Below are 17,631 nucleotides of genomic sequence, written 5' to 3'. Positions count from 1 at the left end.
CCTTTGACGGGCGAGTGGGTGCCTGCGGATCACACGGTCGCGGTGGCGGGCTCCTCGTCTCGTTCGGCCGCGTCCTCCAGGACGATGCGGCCGATGACCTCGTAGCGGTGCGGGCGGCGGGCCTTGAGGTACAGGCCGAGGCCGAGGCCGCCGAAGAAGACCAGGCCCACGATCCACGGGATCGACTTGAAGAAGAGGGAGTCGGCGGCCGTGCCGGCGGCGGTGTCCATGTTCAGGACCAGGAGCACGACCACCGCGATCATGCCGATGCCGCCGAGCAGCGGGGCGACCAGCGTCTTGAACCAGTGCCGGTCCTCGGGGTGGTGCCGGCGGAAGTAGCCGATCACCGCGAACGAGCACAGCGTCTGGACGATGAGGATCGCCATCGTGCCGAGGATGGCGAGCAGCGTGTACAGGTGGATGTACGGGTCCTGGCCGGTGAGCCAGAACGCGGCCACGATGGCGACCGCGATGACCGACTGGACGTACGAGGCGATGTACGGCGAGCCGTGCTTCTTGTGCGTGCGGCCGAGGCCGGGGTGGAGGAAGCCCTCGCGGCCGATCGCGTACAGATAGCGCGAGGCGCACTGGTGGAAGGCCATGCCGCAGGCGAACGAGCCGGTGATCAGGAGCCATTGGAACGCGTCGACCGCCCACGCGCCGATGAACGTCTCGGCCGGGTTGAAGAAGAGGTCGAGCGGACTGGTGCCGGAGGAGACCTTCACCGAGCCGGACAGGCCGTTGCCCGCGATCGTCATCCAGGAGACGTAGATGTAGAAGAGGCCGACGCCGACCACGGAGATCAGCGTCGCCCTCGGGATGACGCGCTTGGGGTCGCGGGACTCCTCGCCGTACATCGCCGTCGACTCGAAGCCGACCCACGACCAGAACGCGAAGAACAGGCCGAGCCCGGCGGAGGTGCCGGTGAAGGCGTTCTTCGGGTTGATCGGCTCCACCGGGATGCCGTCGGGGCCGCCGCCGTGGATCAGGACCGCCGTCGCCACCGCGAAGAGGACCGCGATCTCGGCGATCAGCATCACGCCGAGCGCCTTCGCGGTGAGGTTGATGTCGAAGTAGGACAGCACCGCCGTCACCGCGAGCATGGCCGCCGCGTAGACGATCCACGGGATGTCCGCGCCGAGCTGGTCGTGGACGGTGGTCTTCGCGAAGTACGAGAAGACGCCGACGATGGACGCCTCGAAGACGACGTACGCGAGGACGGCGAGCATGCCGGACGCCATGCCGGCGATGCGGCCGAGGCCGTGCGAGATGTAGCCGTAGAAGGCGCCGGCCGCCGTGATGCGCTTGGCCATGGCGACGTAGCCGACGGAGAAGACCGTCAGGACGAGTGTCGCGAAGAGATAGCCGGCGGGGGCGCCCGTGCCGTTGCCGAAGCCGACGGCGATGGGCAGGTTGCCGGTCATCGCCGTGATCGGGGCGGCCGTGGCGACGGCCATGAAGACCACGCCGACGAGCCCGACCGAGTTGGCCTTGAGGCGTTGCACCGGGGGCGGTCCGGGGGTGGTGCCGCGTGCGCCGTTCTCCACTGTCTCTGGCATTTACGTCCCTCTCTGGGGGCTGCCGCTGCGAAATCCGTAGATCAACATGGGGAGTGCGTTCGGATGCGTCAGTGTGGCGGTGGAGTGACGTACGCCACAACAGACACCCGGTCGCGCAATTTCCGCCACGGCGCGACGAGTTGTCGCGGAATCGGGGGTGATGATCGCTCCCGTAACCGGCCGGAGATGTTCCCGGAACCCGCACGCCGGTAGCGTCCACGTCATGGACAGCACCTCCCCCGAGTACTCCTCTGCCGGCAGCCCCGGCGGCATCACCGTGCAGCGCGCCCTGGAGCTGCCCGGGCTGCGCAGCGGGCTGCCCGAGGTGGTGGCGGGCGGCGAGCGGTTGCAGCGGACCGTGCGCTGGGTGCACGCGGGCGAGGTGCCGAACATCGCGTCGCTGCTCAAGGGCGGCGAACTGCTCCTCACCACGGGATACGGGATCGGGACGCGGCCCGCCGAGCAGCGGGCGTTCGTCCGGAAGCTGGCCGAGCGGGGCATCGCGGCGCTCGTCATCGAGCTGGGGCAGCGGTTCGCGCGGCTGCCGTCGGCGCTGGTGGAGACGGCGCGCTCGGCGGGCCTGCCGCTGGTGCAGCTGCACCGTGAGGTGCCGTTCGTGACGGTCACCGAGGAGATCCACACCGAGATCGTCAACGGGCACTACGCCCTGCTCCAGCGCGCCGAGGAGGTGCACCGGCGGTGCACGAACGCGCTGCTCGGCGGCGGAGGCGTGCCCCAAGTCCTGCGCATCCTGGCCGAGTTCAGCGGCAACCCGGTCTTCCTGGAGACCGTCGACGGACAGCTTCTGTACGCGGCCGGGGTCGACGGCGAGGTCGCCGATCCGCTCCAGGTGTGGGAGGGCATGCGCGGCACGCACAAGGACGAGCCGCCGGCCGGGACGCTGCTCGTGGACGTGCCGGGCGGCGGGCCGGGGGCCGGATCGGTGCGGGCGCGCCTCGTGCTCCTGCCGGTGTCGACGGCGCTCGCGCCTGTGCACCGGATCGCCGCCGAGCGGGCCGCCGCCTCCCTCGCCGTGGTCCTGATGCAGGCCCGCCAGGAGGAGGAGCTGGCGGCGCGCGGGCGCGGCGACTTCCTCACCGACCTCGCCGAGGGGCGGATCACTCCGGACGACGCGCCTGCGCAGGCCCGCGTCCTCGGGTTCAAGCCGACCGGGCAGGGGCCGCTGCTCCCCGTCGTGATGCGGCTGCCGGAGGCGGCGGCCGGGTCCGTCGGTCTCTCCCCCGGCGGCGGCTGGGCGGTCCTCGCGCGCGCCGTCTCCGAGGAGCTGGCGTCGGTCGGCGTGCCGGTCCTGCTCGGTGTACGACCCGTCGAGGGGCGGGTGCCGCTGCTGCTCGGGCTGCGCACGGAGTCGGAGCGCACGGCGGTCGCGGACCGGGTCGCGGCGGCGCTGCGGGCGGGCGTCGAGCGGGCCGGGATGCAGCGGGCGGGCGCGCTGCCACCGGTCGTGGTGGTCGGCGGCGCGGGCGGCTGGGCGGCGGCCGCCGCGGGCCTGCGGCACGCGGCGGAGACGGCGACGGCGGCGCAGGGCCTGGACGACCGGCCCTGGTACGACGCGCGGCGTCTCGACATCGACCTGCTGCTGTGGCGGCTTCGCGACCATCCGGACCTGTCGGCGTTCGTGGAGCGCGCGATCGGCCCGCTCCGTGACCACGACAAGCGTTCCAAGCCGCCGCTGCTCCCCACACTCCAGACGTACCTGGCGCACGCGGGCCGCAAGGCGGAGACGGCCCGCGAGCTGCACCTGAACCGGCAGACCCTCTACAACCGGCTCGCCCGGATAGGGGAGTTGCTCGGCACGGACCTGGACGACCCGCAGACGGTGCTCGCGCTGAGCCTGGCCCTGCGGGCGCGGCGGCACGTGCAGTAGAAGGCCCAATCAGCCCCTATCAGACCCAGGTAGACCCAGGTAGACCGGTAAGCCCTAGTAGGGCCCGGTCAACTCGTCGTAGATGCTCAGGACTTGGGCCACGGTGGCGTCCTCGCTCGGCCAGGACGCGGCCTGCGCGACCCCGCGCTCGCGCAGCTCGGCGCAGCGCCCGGGGTCGCGGAGCAGCCGCTCGACGGCTTCGGCGAGCGCCGCCGCGTCCCCGTACGGCACCAACTCGGCGGCGTCGCCGACCAGTTCGGGGATGCCGCCGACATCGGTCGCGACCAGCGGTACCCGCGCGTGCAGCGCTTCCTGCGCGAGCAGTGAGCGGGACTCCCAACTGCTGGGCAGCACCGCGAGATCGGCGGCGTGCAGCAGCTCGGCGACGTCGTCACGGCGGCCCGCGAGCCGCACCGGCAGCCCTTCGCTCTCGATGCGCCGCTGGAGCTCGGCCCGCTGCGGCCCCTCCCCCGCGATGACGAGCAGCGGCACGGGGTCGTGGTGCAGCCAGGCGTGGGCGGCGTCGAGCAGCACCTCGTAGCCGCGGTGCCGCTCCAGGCTGCCGACGGCCATCAGCAACGGCCGGCCCACGGCGCCGAGTTCGGCCCGCGTCTTGTTCCGGGCGCGCTCGGCGTCCTCCTCCGCCGCGTCCCCGGTGTCCGTGCGGCGCGGCGGCGGGAAGGAGATCGCGGCGAGCCGGGCGTCACGGGCGCCGCGGGCGCGGGCCCGGTCGACCAGCTCGGACGAGGTGCCGAGGACCACGGAGGCGGCCCGGGCCACGCGCCGTTCCAGGATCCGCAGCAGGTGGGCGCGGGTCCCTTCGGCGTACGAGCGGGTGTGCCAGGTGACGACGAGCGGGACGCGGCGGCCGCTGAGCGCGAGGGAGGCGCGCAGCGCGGCGTTCAGCCCGTGCGCGTGCACGAGGTCGGCGTCCGCGCAGGCCACGCGGAGCGCGGCGACGGACGCCGGGTCGCTGCGGCGCGGCACCGGCAGATGGTGGGCGCCGACGTCACCGAACCCGTACGCATGCTCGGCCTCGGACGGCGCGCACACCGTGACGCGGACCCCGCGCGCCACCAACCCGGCGGCCAGGGACCGGACATGGGCGCTGCTGCCCGCGCTGCCGCCACCCAGCACCTGCACGGTGCGCAGCGGCGACTGTCCGTGCGCTGAGTGGCTGCTCACGTGGCTCACGCGGCGGGGCTCCTGTGGGGTCGGGGGCGGGTGGACCGGGCGGGTGCGGACCGTGATCCAGGGGGGTCCGGGCCAAGGATGCCAGTCCGTACGCACGTTCCGGCACCGGCCACGGTCCCGCACCGCGCGCGCACGGGCAACACGGCACACCGGACCACTCACACGGGTGAGTTGAGCGGGGTGCCCGTGCCCCGCGCGAGGGCACTCACCCGGTCCCCGTACGCGGTCGCGGCGACGAGCGCGGCCGCGTGCGCGAGCAGCCCGCCGCATCCGTTGCCCGCGACGATCGCCACGCCGAGGGCGGCGCCGAGCGCGTGCGCCCCGCAGTCGCCGAGCATGCCGCGTTCGCCGAGGTCGTCGGGGAGCACGGCAGCGGCGGCGCCCATCGGCGCGGCCGCGAGCGAGCCGCGCAGCAGCCCCGGAGCGCCGACGGCGAGGGCGACTTGGGCCGCGCGTCCGGGCCGTACGTCGACGAGGTTGATCAGGTGCGCGGTGCCGGCGACGACGACACCCGCGAGCACCTTGTCGGCGGGGCGCTCCTTGAGCAGCGCGCCCGCGACGAGCCCGGCAGCGCCGATGCCGAACAACTTCACGGCGCCGCTGGTGAGTTCGCCGGAGCGCAGCGCGCCGAGGTGGGCCCGGAAGCCGCGCCGCGGATCGCCCGCCCCGGCCACGTCGTCGTACGCGCCGCAGGCACCGGCGGCCAGCGTGGCGACGAGCGCGGCGCCGCGCGTGCCCGGATCGGCGGTGAGCGCTCCGGCCGCGACACCGAGCACCGCGGCGGGCCCGGGGCACAGGTCGACGGTACGGCCCGCGTAGTTCTTCCGCTCCCCGACGCCTTCCGGCTTCGTACGGCGAAGGATGCCGCAGGCGCCACGGGTGACGCCCGCGGCGACGGAGGCGGTCCGAAGGGCACGGCTGAGGTCGATCATGCGGTCACCCTACGCGGGGCTCAGGCGTCCGCGCGGGCCGCCGCGAGAAGCTCCTCGGCGTGCGCGCGCGCCGTCTCCGAGTCCTCCTGGCCGGCGAGCATCCGCGACAACTCCCGTACGCGGTCCTCGCCTTCGAGCACGGTCACGCCCGAGCGGGTCACGGAACCGTCGTTCGTCTTCTCGACCAGCAGCTGCCGGTCGGCGAACGCGGCGACCTGCGGCAGGTGCGTGACGACCACGACCTGCGCGGACTTGGCGAGCTTGGCGAGCCGGCGGCCGATCTCGACGGCCGCCTTGCCGCCGACACCGGCGTCGACCTCGTCGAACAGGTAGGTGGGCACGGGGTCGGTGCCCGCGAAGACGACCTCCACGGCGAGCATCACGCGCGAGAGCTCACCGCCGGAAGCGCCCTTGGCGATGGGCCGGGCCGGGGCGCCCGGGTGCGGCGCGAGCAGCAGCTCGACCTCGTCGACACCGCTCGGGCCGCAGACCACGATCCGCCCGTCGACCTCGACGCCGTCGGCGCCGTCGGTCTCGGTCTGCCGGATGTCGAAGGAGATCCGCGCGTGCGGCATCGCGAGCGACGCCAGCTCCTCGGTCACGGCGGCGGCGAACCGTGCGGCGGCCTCGGTGCGGGCGTTGGTCAACTCCTGGGCGAGCGCGCCGAGTTCCCCGCGCAGCGCGTCGCGCTCGGCGGCCAGCTCGTCGATCCGCTCGTCGTCGCCGTCGAGTTCGAGCAGCCGCGCGGCGCTCGCCTCGGCCCAGGCGAGCACTCCGGCGACGTCCTCCCCGTACTTGCGGGTGAGCTGGGTGAGCGCGGCGCGCCGCTCCTCGACCGCCGCGAGGCGCAGCGGGTCGGCGTCCAGGTCGTCGGCGTACCCGGCGAGTTCGGCGGCGACGTCGGTGAGCAGGATCTGCACCTCGCCGATCCGCTCGGCGAGCGCGGCGAGCGCCGGGTCGTGGGACCGTACGGCGTCGAGGGCCCGGGAGGCGCCGCCGACCAGCGTCGTGGCGTCGACACCCTCCGGGTCCTCGGGGTTCCCGGCGAGCGCGGCGTGCGCGACGGCGGCGGCCGAGGCGAGGGCCTCCGCATGCCCGAGCCGCGACGCCTCCTCGGTCAGCTCGACGTCCTCACCGGCGCGCGGCTCGACGGCCGCGATCTCGTCCAACCCGAAGCGGAGCAGATCGGCTTCCTGCGCCCGCTCCCGGGCGCGCGTGGTGATCTCGTCCAGCTCGGCGCTGACGGCGCGCAGCCGCCGGTAGACGGCCTTGTACTTGGCGAGCGGCCCCGCGACGGCGTCCCCGGCGTACCGGTCGAGCGCCTGCCGCTGCCGCCCGAGCTTGAGCAGCCCCTGCTGATCGGTCTGCCCGTGCACGGCGGCCAGCTCGTCGGCCAGCTCGCTCAGCACCCCGACGGGCACCGAGCGCCCGCCCAGATGCGCCCGAGAGCGTCCCTCCGCTGAGACGGTGCGGCTGACGAGGAGCACCCCGTCCTCCAGCTCGGCGCCGGCCTCCTCGGCGCGCGCCGCGGCCGCCGAGTCCGCGGGCACGGTGACACGGCCCTCGACGACGGCGTTCTTCGCGCCGATCCGTACGAGGGCGGGGTCGGCGCGCCCGCCGAGCAGCAGCCCGAGACTCGTGACGACCATGGTCTTGCCCGCGCCCGTCTCGCCGGTCACCGCCGTGAATCCGGGCGACAGCTCGACCACCGCGTCGTCGATGACTCCGAGCGACCGTATCCGCATCTCCTCCAACACGAACACGACCATACGAGGTCGGGGGCCGCCCGTGCGACGGGCCCCGGCCTCCGGGCCCGAATCAGCAGGTGGCGCGGGCCGTTACGAGGGGGTCTGTCACCCGGCCGAGTGGACCTGGGCCCGTCGCCGGGCCCCCTGCGCTCAGTGCGGCGCGCCCCGCCACCCCGCCACCGGCAACGCGAACTTCGCCACGAGCCGGTCCGTGAACACCGCGTGGTGCAGCCGGGCCAGGCGCACCGGCACCGCCCCGCGGCGCACCTCCACGCGCGCCCCCGCGGGCAGCTCCACGGTCCGCCGCCCGTCGCACCACAGGACTCCGTGCGGCGTGTGCGGCTGCACCTCGACGGCGAGCACCGAGTTCGGCGACGTGACCAGCGGCTTCGCGAACAGGGCGTGCGCGCTGATCGGCACCATGAGCAGCGCCTCGACCTCGGGCCACACCACGGGCCCGCCCGCCGAGAAGGCGTACGCGGTCGACCCGGTCGGCGTCGCGCACACGATCCCGTCGCAGCCGAAGCCGGTCACGGGGCGCCCGTCGATCTCCAGGACGACCTCGAGCATCCGCTCGGGCTCGGTCTTCTGCACGGCGGCCTCGTTGAGGGCCCAGTCCTGGTGCACGACGTCGCCGTTGCGGTGTACGACGACGTCGATCGTCATCCGCTCCTCGACCTCGTACTCCTTGGAGACGACCCGCTCGACGACCTGGTCGAGGTCGTCGCGCTCGGCCTCGGCGAGGAACCCCACGCGCCCCAGGTTCACCCCGAGCATCGGCACACCGGACGCCCGCGCGAACTCGGCGCCGCGCAGCAGCGTGCCGTCACCGCCGAGGACGATCAGCAGCTCGCACGCGTCGAGACAGGCCGGCGTGGCCTCCTTCACGAGTTCCACGGTGTCCGGCAACGGCAGGTCGGAGGCCTCGGACTCCAGAACCCGTACCCCCAGGCCGTTCTTGAGCAGCCCTTGGACGACGAGCTCGGCACTGCGGATGGCGGCGGGCCGCCCCGTGTGCGCGAGCAGGAAAACAGTACGAGCTCGGGTCTGTGTCAACGCGGCCCCTCCGCCACTGCACGGTCAACGTCGGCCGGGTCGAGTTCGGGCGCCCCGGCACGCAGCCACAGAAAGTACTCGACGTTGCCGGAGGGCCCGGGCAGGGGGCTCGCGGTCACGCCACGTACGCCGAGCCCCAGCTTCCAGGCCTGCGCGGCGACGCCCCGCACGGCCTCGGCCCGCAGCTCGGGGCTCCGCACGACGCCTCCGCTGCCGAGACGCTCCTTGCCCACCTCGAACTGCGGCTTCACCATGAGGACCAGGTCCGCGTCCGGCGCCGCGCACCGCGCGAGGGCGGGCAGCACCAGGCCGAGCGGGATGAAGGACAGGTCTCCGACCACGATGTCCACGGGTACGTCATCGATCGCCTCCAGCGTCAACTCGCGTACGTTCGTACGGTCCTTGACGGTGACCCGTTCATCGCTCTGCAGCGACCAGGCGAGCTGCCCGTACCCGACGTCGACGGCGACGACGTGGGCGACGCCGGCCCGCAGCAGCACATCGGTGAACCCGCCGGTGGACGCACCCGCGTCCAGCGCCCGGCGGCCCTCGACCGCGAGCCCCTGCGGCACGAACGCGGCGAGCGCGCCCGCGAGCTTGTGCCCGCCGCGCGAGACGTAGTCGGGGTCGCTGTCGTCCTGCGCGACGACGATCGACACACCGGCGTCCACCTGCGTCGCGGGCTTGGTCGCGACGATCTTGGCCACGCTCACCCGCCCCGCGGCGATCAGCTGGCTGGCGTGCTCGCGCGACCGCGCCAGCTTGCGGTGGACGAGTTCAGCGTCGAGGCGGCGACGTGCCACACCTGCCACGGTCGGTTCAGCTCCTGTTGTCGAACGAAGAAGAGGGTGCCGGGGGCCGCGCGTCCAGCGCCGTCAGCGCCGCTCGCAACCCCTGATGTACATCCTCGTACACCTCGACGTGCCCGTCCGCCGCGAGGTGGTCCACGTCGCCGAGCCGCTCCAGCTGCGCGTCCACCTCGGCGTGCCCCGTGGGGATGCGCTCGATGCCGAGCGGGGCGGGCGCCGCGGGCTCGTACGACGGCTCCTCGGGAACCGCCGCCTCGGGGGGAGTCTCACTCATGCCCCGACGCTACCCCGGAAGCCCGGTGTACCGTCGATCACGATGGCGACGACGGAGGAGTGCCGCGCGGCACTCGAGAAACTCTCGGACAACATGGCGGGCGCGGACGGCGACGTCCGGGCCGCCGCGGCGCTCGACCGCTCCCTGAGCTGCCGCATCACCGACCTGGACGTGACGTTTTCCGGCCGTCTCGAAGACGGCCGGATCAAGGTGCTCGACACCCGCCAGGGCCCGCCCGCGCAGAAGGCGCAGATCCGCCTGGCGATGACGGGCGACGACCTGGTGGCGATGGTGAACGGGCAGCTGAACTTCGCGAAGGCCTGGGCCTCCGGCCGGATCAAACTGGAGGCGTCGTTCCGCGATCTGCTGCGCCTCAGGACGCTGCTTTAGCGACTTCGGGCCTACGGGCCTTGCGCGCAGCCGGCACCACCAGCGGAGTCCCCGTCTCCGGATCGTCGATGACCTGGCACTTCATGCCGAAGAGCCGCTCGACGAGCTCGGCGGTCACGATGTCCTTCGGCGCGCCCTCGGCGATGACCGCGCCGTCGCGCAGCGCGATGAGGTGCGTGGCGTACCGGGCGGCGTGGTTGAGGTCGTGCAGGACGGCGACGAGCGTGCGCCCCTGCTCCTCGTGCAGCTCCGCACAGAGGTCCAGGACGTCGATCTGATGCTGGATGTCGAGGTAGGTCGTCGGCTCGTCCAGCAGCAGCAGCGGCGTCTGCTGGGCGAGCGCCATGGCGATCCACACGCGCTGGCGCTGGCCGCCGGAGAGCTCGTCGACGTAGCGCTCGGCGAGTTCGGCGACGCCGGTGGCCTCCATGGACTCCCGTACGACCTTCTCGTCCTGCGGCGACCACTGGCGCAGCAGGCCCTGGTGCGGGTAGCGGCCCCGGGCGACGAGGTCGCCGACGGTGATGCCGTCGGGCGCGACGGACGACTGCGGCAGCAGGCCGAGCGTCTTGGCGACCTTCTTCGCGGGCATCGACTGGATGACGCTGCCGTCGAGGAGCACCCGGCCCGAGCTCGGCTTGAGCATCCGCGACAGGGCGCGCAGGAGCGTGGACTTGCCGCAGGCGTTCGGGCCGACGATGACCGTGAAGGAGTGGTCGGGGATCTCCACCGACAGCTGCTCGGCGATGACGCGCTGGTCGTATCCGAGGGTCACGTTGTCGGCTGTCAGCCTGTTCACAGCGGTGCTCCTTTGGTTCGTACGAGGGTCATGAGAGCCGCGGGCGCTCATATCCGGCCCGCCTTCCGCTCGGTGACCAGCAGCCACAGCAGATAGACGCCGCCGACGACACCGGTCACCACGCCGACGGGCAGCTGGGAGACGCCGAAGGCCCGCTGCGAGGCCAGGTCCGCCACGATCAGCAGGGTCGCGCCGAGCCAGGTCGAGGCGACCAGGTTCGGTCCGGGCGACTTCGTCAGGCGCCGGGCGATCTGCGGGGCGGTGAGCGCCACGAAGGCGACCGGGCCCGCCGCGGCGGACGCGGCGGCGGTCAGGAGGACGGAGGCGACGAGCAGCACCATGCGGGTCCGCTCGACGCGGATGCCGAGGCCGCCGGCCGCGTCGTCGCCCATCTCCAGCATGCGCAGCGGCCGCGCGTACAGGGCGACGACGGGCACGACGATCACGAACAGGACGAGCAGCGGCCAGACCTGGGTCCAGTCGCGCCCGTCGAGCGAGCCGGTCATCCACACGGTGGCGCGGGCCGCGTCCACGAAGTCGGCCTTGGTGAGCAGATAGCCGTTGACGGCCGTCATGAACGCGGAGACGCCGATGCCGACGAGGACGAGCCGGTAGCCGTGCACGCCCTGCTTCCAGGCGAGCAGGTAGATCGCGAGGCCGGTGACGAGTCCGCCCACGAGCGCGCCGAGCGCGACCTGCGTGGCACTGCCGCCGACGACCACGATCATCGTCAGGGCGCCGGCGATCGAACCCTGGCCCAGCCCGAGCACGTCCGGACTGCCCAGCGGATTACGGGAGATGGACTGGAAGAGCGCGCCGGACAGGCCGAGCGCGCCGCCGACCAGGAGGCCGACGAGGACCCGCGGAAGACGCAGGTCGTTGATGATGAACTCCTGCCCGGGATCGCCCTGTCCGGCCAGCGTGCGCAGCACGTCCATGGCCGGGATCGGGAAGTCGCCGGTGCCGATGAGCACGACGCTCGCGGCGAGCGCGGCCACGACGAACAGCGCGACGACGACCACCGAACGGAAGTCGAGCCGTACGGAGAGCCCGCCCGGGGTGCGGATGGCCTTGGTCGTCTTCACAGCTGGGCCAGCCTCCGGCGTCGTACGAGAAAGATGAAGACCGGCGCCCCGATGACGGCGGTGACGATGCCGACCTGGAGCTCGGCCGGGCGGGCCACGAGCCGGCCGACGACGTCGGCGCCGAGCAGCAGCACCGGCGAGAGGATCGCCGCGTACGGCAGGATCCAGCGCATGTCGGGCCCGGTGAACGAGCGGACGATGTGCGGCACCATCAGGCCGACGAAGACGATGGGCCCGCAGGCCGCGGTGGCCGCGCCGCACAGCAGTGTCGCGGCGGCCATGCTCAGCGCGCGGGTGCGGCCCAGGTGGGCGCCGAGCGCGCGGGCGGTGTCGTCGCCCATGGCCATCGCGTTGAGCGGCCGGGCGAGCCCGAGGGCGAGCACCGCGCCCACCGCGATGAACGGAAGGACCTGCTGGATGGTGTCCATCTTGGCGGAGGCCAGCGAGCCGACCTGCCAGAAGCGCATCCGGTTCAGGGCGACGTCGTCGGTGATCATCACGGCGTAGAGGTAGCCGGAGAGCGCCGCGGTGATCGCGGTACCGGCGAGCGCGAGCCGCACCGGCGTCGCGTTGCGCGTGCCGCCGAGGACGTAGACGAGAACGCCGACGACAGCGGCGCCGAGGAACGCGAACCAGACGTAGCCGCTGAGCGAGGTCACGCCGAAGAAGCTGATGGCGGTGACCACGGCGGCCGACGCGCCCATGTTGATACCGAGGATGCCGGGGTCGGCGAGCGGGTTGCGGGTCAGCGCCTGGAGCACGGCGCCGGCGAGACCGAGCGCGAGTCCGGCGATGAGCCCGAGCAGGGTCCGCGATATCCGCTCCCCGACGACGATGTCGGCGTACCGGCCGGTGTCGTGGAAGAGGCCGTGCCAGACCTGGTCCAGGGAGAGCGGTTTGGCGCCGATGGCGATGCTCAGGACGAGCACGACCAGCAGCACGAGAGCCGAGGCGAGGAGCCCGGCGCCGCGTATCGCCGCTCGGCGGCCGGGGGGCGCGGGAGTGGTCGCCGCGCCGGCTTCTGGGGGACTGTCGACCAACACGGAGTTAGGTTAGCCTACCCTCCGATCCGGCCGTATCCCGCAGGGGTCGATCGCGTCCCGCAGGGCTCGACCGCACCCCCGGAGAAACACCCCGCCGCGTCCCCGCCGCCCCGGCCCGCCTCCCGCTACAGCCCCAGCCGCGCCAGCGCCTTGGCCGAATCCAGCTCGCACACTCCGTCCCCGGCAGCCGTCCACGCCGCGGCGCACAACGCCCGCAGCCCGTCGATCGCCTCGCCCTCCCCCTCGAGTTCGAGCCGTCCGTCCCCGGCTGCGGCCGTCCACCCACCGCACCGGAACCCTTCGCCGGCCTCCCCCGTCACCTCGGGCTGCCCGGTCAGCATCCCGCGCAGATCCACGTCCACATACGTCGGCCGGTGCTGCGGCGGCGCGGCGAGGAGCTGGGCCCCGTCGGTCACACCGGTCAGCACGAGCAGCGAGTCCACCTCCCCGTTGAACGCGCCCTCGATGTCCGTGTCGAGCCGGTCGCCCACCACCAGCGGCCTCTTCGCCCCGGTCCGCAGAATGGTCTCCCGGTGCATCGGCGGCAGCGGCTTCCCCGCGACCTGCGGCTCCGCGCCCGTCGCGATCCGGACGACCTCGACCGCCGCCCCGTTCCCCGGCGCGATGCCGCGTCCGCTGGGGATCGTCAGGTCGGTGTTGGACGCGAACCACGGCACCCCGCGCGCGACCGCGTAAGAGGCCTCGGCGAACCGCCCCCACGCCAGGTCGGGCCCCCCGAACCCCTGCACGACGGCCGCCGGGTCGTCGTCCGCGGACTCCACGGGGACGAGCCCCCGCTCCCGCAGCGCGACCCGAAGGCCCTCCCCGCCGATTACCAACACCCGCGAGCCCTCGGGCACTTGCTCACTGATGAGACGGGCGACGGCCTGCGCGGACGTGATGACATCCCCCGCCTCCGTCGGAATCCCGAGCTCGGTCAGGTGCTCGGCGACGGTATCGGGCGTGCGCAGCGCGTTGTTCGTGACGTACGCGAGCCCCATGCCGCCCTCTCTGGCCTCGGCCAGCGAGTCGACGGCGTGCGCGATGGCGTGCCCACCCGCGTACACCACCCCGTCCAGGTCGAGCAGCGCCGTGTCGTACGCCTCGCTCAGCGCCCGCTCACTGCCCTGCGGCCGCACCCGGGAACCGTCGCCGGCCGCCCCACTCGCACTCTGGCTCATTACGTATCGCTCCTCGTTCGATCCAGTCCCCCGATCATCCCCCACGCCACTGACACTCGTACGATGCACGAATGAACACTGCAGGTGACGGCCTGGATCTGATCCCCTTCAGGGGGGTGCGCTACGTCCCGGAACGGGTCGGCAGCCTCGCCGCCGTGACCTCGCCCCCCTACGACGTCGTCGTGCGCCCCGACGGACTGCTCCACCTCGAGAGCGCCGACCCGTACAACATCGTCCGGCTGATCCTGCCGCAGGCCACGTCCCCGCAGTCCCGCAACGAACAGGCCGCCGCCACCCTCGACCGCTGGCTCACCGAGGGCGTCCTCGCCGCCGACCCCGCACCGGCTCTCTACGTGTACGAGCAGCGCAGCGGCGACATGCTCCAGCGCGGCCTCATCGGCGCCCTGCGTCTCTCCGACGCCTCGGAAGGCGTGGTGCTGCCCCACGAGGACGTGATGCCGCACGTGGTCGAGGACCGCGCGGGCCTGATGCGCACCACGGAAGCGAACTTCGAACCGCTCCTGCTCACCTACCGCGGCAACGGCAACGCGACCGGCGCCACCGCCGTCATCGAGCGCACGGTCCGGCGCGCACCGCTCCTCACGACGACCACCGAGGACGGCTACAGCCACCGCCTCTGGTCGATCACGGACCCGGCGGAGCAGCGTCAGGTCCGCGCCGACCTGGCCGCCCACCAGGCCCTGATCGCCGACGGCCACCACCGCTGGGCGACCTACCTGCGCCTGCGCACGGAGCACCCGTCGCCCACCCCGTGGGACTACGGCCTGGTCCTCCTCGTCGACACGGCCCGCTACCCGCTGCGCGTCCGCGCCATCCACCGTCTCCTCCACCGCCTCCCGATCGAGCAGGCACTGGCGACGGCCCGCGTCTCCTTCCGCGTACGGGACGTCGCGGGCCCTCTCGATCAGGCGCTGGAAGCCCTGGCGGAGGCGGCGGCGCACGGCAACGCCTTCCTCCTCACCGGCGCCGACGACACGTACCACCTGCTCGACCGCCCGGACGCCGCGCTCCTCGACCGTACGATCCCGACGGACCGCCCCGAGGCCTGGCGCACCCTGGACGCGACCGTCCTGCACTCGACGCTCCTCGGCCATGTCTGGGGCATCCCCGAGGACTCCCCCGCCGACATCGCGTACATCCACGACACGGCGGCGACGGTCGAGAAGGCCCGCAGGGACGGCGGCACCGCGGTCCTGATGCACCCGGTCCGCGAGGAGGTCGTACGCGAACTGGCACGCCAGGGCGTGACGATGCCCCGTAAGTCGACGTCCTTCGGCCCGAAGCCGGCCACGGGCCTGGTCCTGCGCACCCTCACCGACGACTGAAACGACGAACGGGCGGGCTCCCCGAAAGGAACCCGCCCGTCACTCGCACCACAAGCGGCACTTACCGCTCGTCGCGCTCCTCGTCGTCGTCCGCGTCGTCGCCCTCGTCCGGACCGCCGGCCACGACACCGTCGCTGTCGTCCTCGTCGCTGTCATCGCTCTCGTCGAACGCGTCGACGAACTCGACACCGTCCAGCTCGGCGAGCCGGTCGGACGCGTCCGTGCTGCCGTCCTTGTCGGACTCGACGGCCTTGGCGAACCACTCGCGGGCCTCGTCCTCACGCCCGGCGGCCAGCAGTGCGTCGGCGTACGCGTACCGCAGTCGCGCGGTCCACGGCTGTACGGAGTGGGAGGCGAGCTCGGGGCTCTGCAACGTCACGATGGCGGCGTCCAGCTGCCCCATGTCCCGTCGCGCGCCGGCCGCGACGAGCCGCATCTCGACCTGCCCGGCCTTGTCCAGCTTCTGCACCTCGGGCGCCCCGGCCATGTCGAGCGCCCGCTCCGGCCGCCCGAGCCCACGCTCGCAGTCGGCCATGACCGGCCACAGCTCGACGTTCCCGGTCATCCGCCGCGCGGCCCGGAACTCGGCGAGCGCCTCGCTGTACTTCTGGTTCGCGTACGCGGCGAAGCCACCGGCCTCGCGCACGGCGGCGACGCGGGACGCGAGCCGCAGGGCCACCTTGGAGTACCCGTAGGCACCCTCGGGGTCCTCGTCGATGAGCCGCGCGACCATCACCAGGTTCTTCGCGACGTCCTCGGCCAGCCCCTTGGGCAGGGACTGAAGCTCCTGCTGCACGTCCTTGTCGAGCTCGTAGCCGGAGACATCCTCGGGAATCGGCAGCCGCTTGATCGGCTCACGGTCCCGGTCACGGTCGCCGTACGACGGACGGTCATCGCGGCCACGGTAACCGCCGCCACCGCGCCGGTCGTCGCCGCGCCGGTCGTCCCGCCCGCGGAAGCCACCGGAACGCCCACCACGGTCGTCGCGCCCGCGATCTCCGCCGCGATAGCCGCCACCGCCACCACGGTTGTCATCGCGCCGGTCACCACCGCGGTAACCCCCGCCCCCACGGTTGTCATCCCGGCGGAAGCCGCCACCACGGTTGTCGTCACGACGATCGTCACGCCGGTCATCCCGCCGGTCGTCACGACGGAACGGCGGACGGTCGCCATCACGGCGCGGCCCACGGTCGCGGTCACCGAAGGACGGACGGTCACCGTCACGACGCGGTCCCCGGTCCCGGTCACGGTCGCCGTACGACGGACGGTCGTCACGGCCGCGGAAACCGCCGCCGCCACCGCCACCACGGTTGTCGTCGCGCCGGTCACCACCGCGGTAACCCCCGCCCCCACGGTTGTCATCCCGGCGGAAGCCGCCACCACGGTTGTCGTCACGACGATCGTCACGCCGGTCATCCCGCCGGTCGTCACGACGGAACGGCGGACGGTCGCCATCACGGCGCGGCCCACGGTCGCGGTCACCGAAGGACGGACGGTCACCGTCACGACGCGGTCCCCGGTCCCGGTCACGGTCGCCGTACGACGGACGGTCGTCACGGCCGCGGAAACCGCCGCCGCCACCGCCACCACGGTTGTCGTCGCGCCGGTCACCACCGCGGTAACCCCCGCCACCACGGCTGTCGTCACGGCGGAAGCCGCCACCACGGTTGTCATCCCGGCGGTCGTCACGCCGGAACGGCGGACGGTCGCCATCACGGCGCGGCCCACGGTCGCGGTCACCGAAGGACGGACGGTCACCGTCACGACGCGGCCCACGGTCCCGGTCACGGTCGCCGTACGACGGACGGTCATCACGGCCACGGAAACCGCCGCCGCCACCGCCACCACGGTTGTCATCGCGCCGGTCACCACCGCGATAGCCGCCACCGCCACCACGGTTGTCGTCCCGGCGGTCATCGCGACGGAACGGGGGACGGTCGCCGTCACGGCGCGGCCCACGATCCCGGTCACGGTCACCGAAGGACGGACGGTCGTCCCGACGGTCTCGACTCGGACGGTCGCCGCCGCGGTAACCGCCGCGGTCACCACTGTCCCGGCGGCGCTGCTCGCGCTCCGGTCGCTCGTCGGGAGAGTTGGTGGACATCGGGGACTCCTGTCTTCGGTACCGCAATCATTCTCACGCAGCCGGGGTGCCGGCGCGCTCCGAGAAGAATTCTGGAAATACAAAAAGGACCCTTGGTCCCAGCATGTGTGCCGGGACCAAGGGTCCTCTCAAAAATAGTTCGGCGGCGTCCTACTCTCCCACAGGGTCCCCCCTGCAGTACCATCGGCGCTGTAAGGCTTAGCTTCCGGGTTCGGAATGTAAC

The 17,631-nt window shown here is 73.0% G+C and carries 16 protein-coding genes and 1 rRNA gene; 3 read left to right on the top strand and 14 right to left on the bottom strand.

Annotated features, from left to right (window positions below; all coding sequences use genetic code 11):
• Positions 1-29: 29 nt before the first annotated feature.
• Positions 30-1,559: an APC family permease gene (locus AB0L37_RS33070; RefSeq protein ID WP_365513902.1), complete on the bottom strand. Its 1,530-nt coding sequence runs from the start codon at positions 1,557-1,559 to the stop codon at positions 30-32.
• Between the two features lie 223 nt (positions 1,560-1,782).
• Here AB0L37_RS33070 and AB0L37_RS33065 point away from each other — a divergent pair, with 223 nt between their 5' ends.
• On the top strand, positions 1,783-3,447 hold the full coding sequence (locus tag AB0L37_RS33065; RefSeq protein ID WP_365513899.1) for a PucR family transcriptional regulator: 1,665 nt from the start codon (positions 1,783-1,785) through the stop codon (positions 3,445-3,447).
• A 54-nt stretch (positions 3,448-3,501) separates the two neighbouring features.
• On the opposite strand, the gene AB0L37_RS33060 is transcribed toward AB0L37_RS33065, so the two are convergent.
• The 6 genes from AB0L37_RS33060 to AB0L37_RS33035 form a co-directional block, all read right to left on the bottom strand.
• Positions 3,502-4,641: a glycosyltransferase family 4 protein gene (locus AB0L37_RS33060; protein WP_365513896.1), complete on the bottom strand. Its 1,140-nt coding sequence runs from the start codon at positions 4,639-4,641 to the stop codon at positions 3,502-3,504.
• 158 nt (positions 4,642-4,799) lie between these two features.
• Positions 4,800-5,573 (bottom strand): hypothetical protein, encoded by a 774-nt coding sequence (locus AB0L37_RS33055; RefSeq protein WP_365513893.1) that lies wholly within the window; start codon positions 5,571-5,573, stop codon positions 4,800-4,802.
• Positions 5,574-5,593: 20 nt separating this feature from the next.
• Positions 5,594-7,318 carry a DNA repair protein RecN gene (gene recN, locus AB0L37_RS33050; RefSeq protein ID WP_365514041.1) on the bottom strand — a complete coding sequence of 575 codons (1,725 nt, stop codon included), beginning with the start codon at positions 7,316-7,318 and terminating at the stop codon, positions 5,594-5,596.
• Between the two features lie 153 nt (positions 7,319-7,471).
• Positions 7,472-8,377, bottom strand: coding sequence for an NAD kinase (locus AB0L37_RS33045; protein ID WP_365513890.1), 906 nt, complete (start codon positions 8,375-8,377; stop codon positions 7,472-7,474).
• A complete protein-coding gene (locus AB0L37_RS33040) occupies positions 8,374-9,189 on the bottom strand; it encodes a TlyA family RNA methyltransferase (RefSeq protein WP_365513887.1) in 816 nt (271 codons plus the stop codon). Before AB0L37_RS33040 ends, AB0L37_RS33045 begins: the two co-directional genes overlap by 4 nt.
• Positions 9,190-9,196: 7 nt before the next feature.
• Positions 9,197-9,460: a hypothetical protein gene (locus AB0L37_RS33035; protein ID WP_365513884.1), complete on the bottom strand. Its 264-nt coding sequence runs from the start codon at positions 9,458-9,460 to the stop codon at positions 9,197-9,199.
• A 42-nt stretch (positions 9,461-9,502) separates the two neighbouring features.
• Between AB0L37_RS33035 and AB0L37_RS33030 the strand changes: the two genes are divergently transcribed.
• Complete coding sequence (locus AB0L37_RS33030) at positions 9,503-9,850, top strand: SCP2 sterol-binding domain-containing protein (RefSeq protein WP_365513881.1); 348 nt, start codon at positions 9,503-9,505, stop codon at positions 9,848-9,850.
• On the opposite strand, the gene AB0L37_RS33025 is transcribed toward AB0L37_RS33030, so the two are convergent.
• The 4 genes from AB0L37_RS33025 to AB0L37_RS33010 all read right to left on the bottom strand — a co-directional run bounded on the left by AB0L37_RS33025 (position 9,834) and on the right by AB0L37_RS33010 (position 13,958).
• Positions 9,834-10,700: an ABC transporter ATP-binding protein gene (locus AB0L37_RS33025; protein ID WP_365513878.1), complete on the bottom strand. Its 867-nt coding sequence runs from the start codon at positions 10,698-10,700 to the stop codon at positions 9,834-9,836. The two genes, AB0L37_RS33030 and AB0L37_RS33025, sit on opposite strands and share 17 nt — an antisense overlap.
• Entirely contained in the window at positions 10,697-11,734 is a 1,038-nt protein-coding gene (locus tag AB0L37_RS33020; RefSeq protein ID WP_365513875.1) for an iron chelate uptake ABC transporter family permease subunit, read from the bottom strand. The genes AB0L37_RS33025 and AB0L37_RS33020 overlap by 4 nt, the downstream gene beginning before the upstream one ends.
• Positions 11,731-12,777, bottom strand: a complete 1,047-nt coding sequence (locus AB0L37_RS33015; protein ID WP_365513872.1) for an iron chelate uptake ABC transporter family permease subunit — start codon at positions 12,775-12,777, stop codon at positions 11,731-11,733. Before AB0L37_RS33015 ends, AB0L37_RS33020 begins: the two co-directional genes overlap by 4 nt.
• 125 nt (positions 12,778-12,902) lie before the next feature.
• The gene (locus AB0L37_RS33010) at positions 12,903-13,958 is read right to left on the bottom strand and encodes an HAD hydrolase-like protein (RefSeq protein WP_365513869.1); all 1,056 of its coding nucleotides are present in this window, start codon (positions 13,956-13,958) and stop codon (positions 12,903-12,905) included.
• A 71-nt stretch (positions 13,959-14,029) separates the two neighbouring features.
• Here AB0L37_RS33010 and AB0L37_RS33005 point away from each other — a divergent pair, with 71 nt between their 5' ends.
• Positions 14,030-15,304: a DUF1015 domain-containing protein gene (locus tag AB0L37_RS33005; protein ID WP_365513866.1), complete on the top strand. Its 1,275-nt coding sequence runs from the start codon at positions 14,030-14,032 to the stop codon at positions 15,302-15,304.
• Positions 15,305-15,365: 61 nt separating this feature from the next.
• Here the strand turns inward: AB0L37_RS33005 and AB0L37_RS33000 are convergent, their stop codons facing one another.
• The 3 genes from AB0L37_RS33000 to rrf all read right to left on the bottom strand — a co-directional run.
• On the bottom strand, positions 15,366-16,145 hold the full coding sequence (locus AB0L37_RS33000) for a tetratricopeptide repeat protein (protein ID WP_365514038.1): 780 nt from the start codon (positions 16,143-16,145) through the stop codon (positions 15,366-15,368).
• Complete coding sequence (locus AB0L37_RS32995; protein ID WP_365514055.1) at positions 16,037-17,350, bottom strand: hypothetical protein; 1,314 nt, start codon at positions 17,348-17,350, stop codon at positions 16,037-16,039. Before AB0L37_RS32995 ends, AB0L37_RS33000 begins: the two co-directional genes overlap by 109 nt.
• Positions 17,351-17,545: 195 nt before the next feature.
• Positions 17,546-17,631, bottom strand: a 5S ribosomal RNA gene (gene rrf, locus AB0L37_RS32990); the annotation flags it as partial.

Source organism: Streptomyces sp. NPDC052225 (genome assembly GCF_040679615.1).
GTDB lineage: Bacteria > Actinomycetota > Actinomycetes > Streptomycetales > Streptomycetaceae > Streptomyces.
Note: the sequence above shows the minus strand (reverse complement) of the source record. Positions and strands in the feature narration are given on the sequence as shown.

What these genes read in the sequence shown, in the direction of transcription:
- AB0L37_RS33070 (WP_365513902.1), bottom strand. Translation starts at nt 1,559, where the DNA reads ATGCCAGAGACAGTGGAGAACGGCGCACGCGGCACCACCCCCGGACCG.
- AB0L37_RS33065 (WP_365513899.1), top strand. Translation starts at nt 1,783, where the DNA reads ATGGACAGCACCTCCCCCGAGTACTCCTCTGCCGGCAGCCCCGGCGGC.
- AB0L37_RS33055 (WP_365513893.1), bottom strand. Translation starts at nt 5,573, where the DNA reads ATGATCGACCTCAGCCGTGCCCTTCGGACCGCCTCCGTCGCCGCGGGC.
- recN (WP_365514041.1), bottom strand. Translation starts at nt 7,318, where the DNA reads ATGCGGATACGGTCGCTCGGAGTCATCGACGACGCGGTGGTCGAGCTG.
- AB0L37_RS33035 (WP_365513884.1), bottom strand. Translation starts at nt 9,460, where the DNA reads ATGAGTGAGACTCCCCCCGAGGCGGCGGTTCCCGAGGAGCCGTCGTAC.
- AB0L37_RS33030 (WP_365513881.1), top strand. Translation starts at nt 9,503, where the DNA reads ATGGCGACGACGGAGGAGTGCCGCGCGGCACTCGAGAAACTCTCGGAC.
- AB0L37_RS33025 (WP_365513878.1), bottom strand. Translation starts at nt 10,700, where the DNA reads ATGAGCGCCCGCGGCTCTCATGACCCTCGTACGAACCAAAGGAGCACC.
- AB0L37_RS33010 (WP_365513869.1), bottom strand. Translation starts at nt 13,958, where the DNA reads ATGAGCCAGAGTGCGAGTGGGGCGGCCGGCGACGGTTCCCGGGTGCGG.
- AB0L37_RS33005 (WP_365513866.1), top strand. Translation starts at nt 14,030, where the DNA reads ATGAACACTGCAGGTGACGGCCTGGATCTGATCCCCTTCAGGGGGGTG.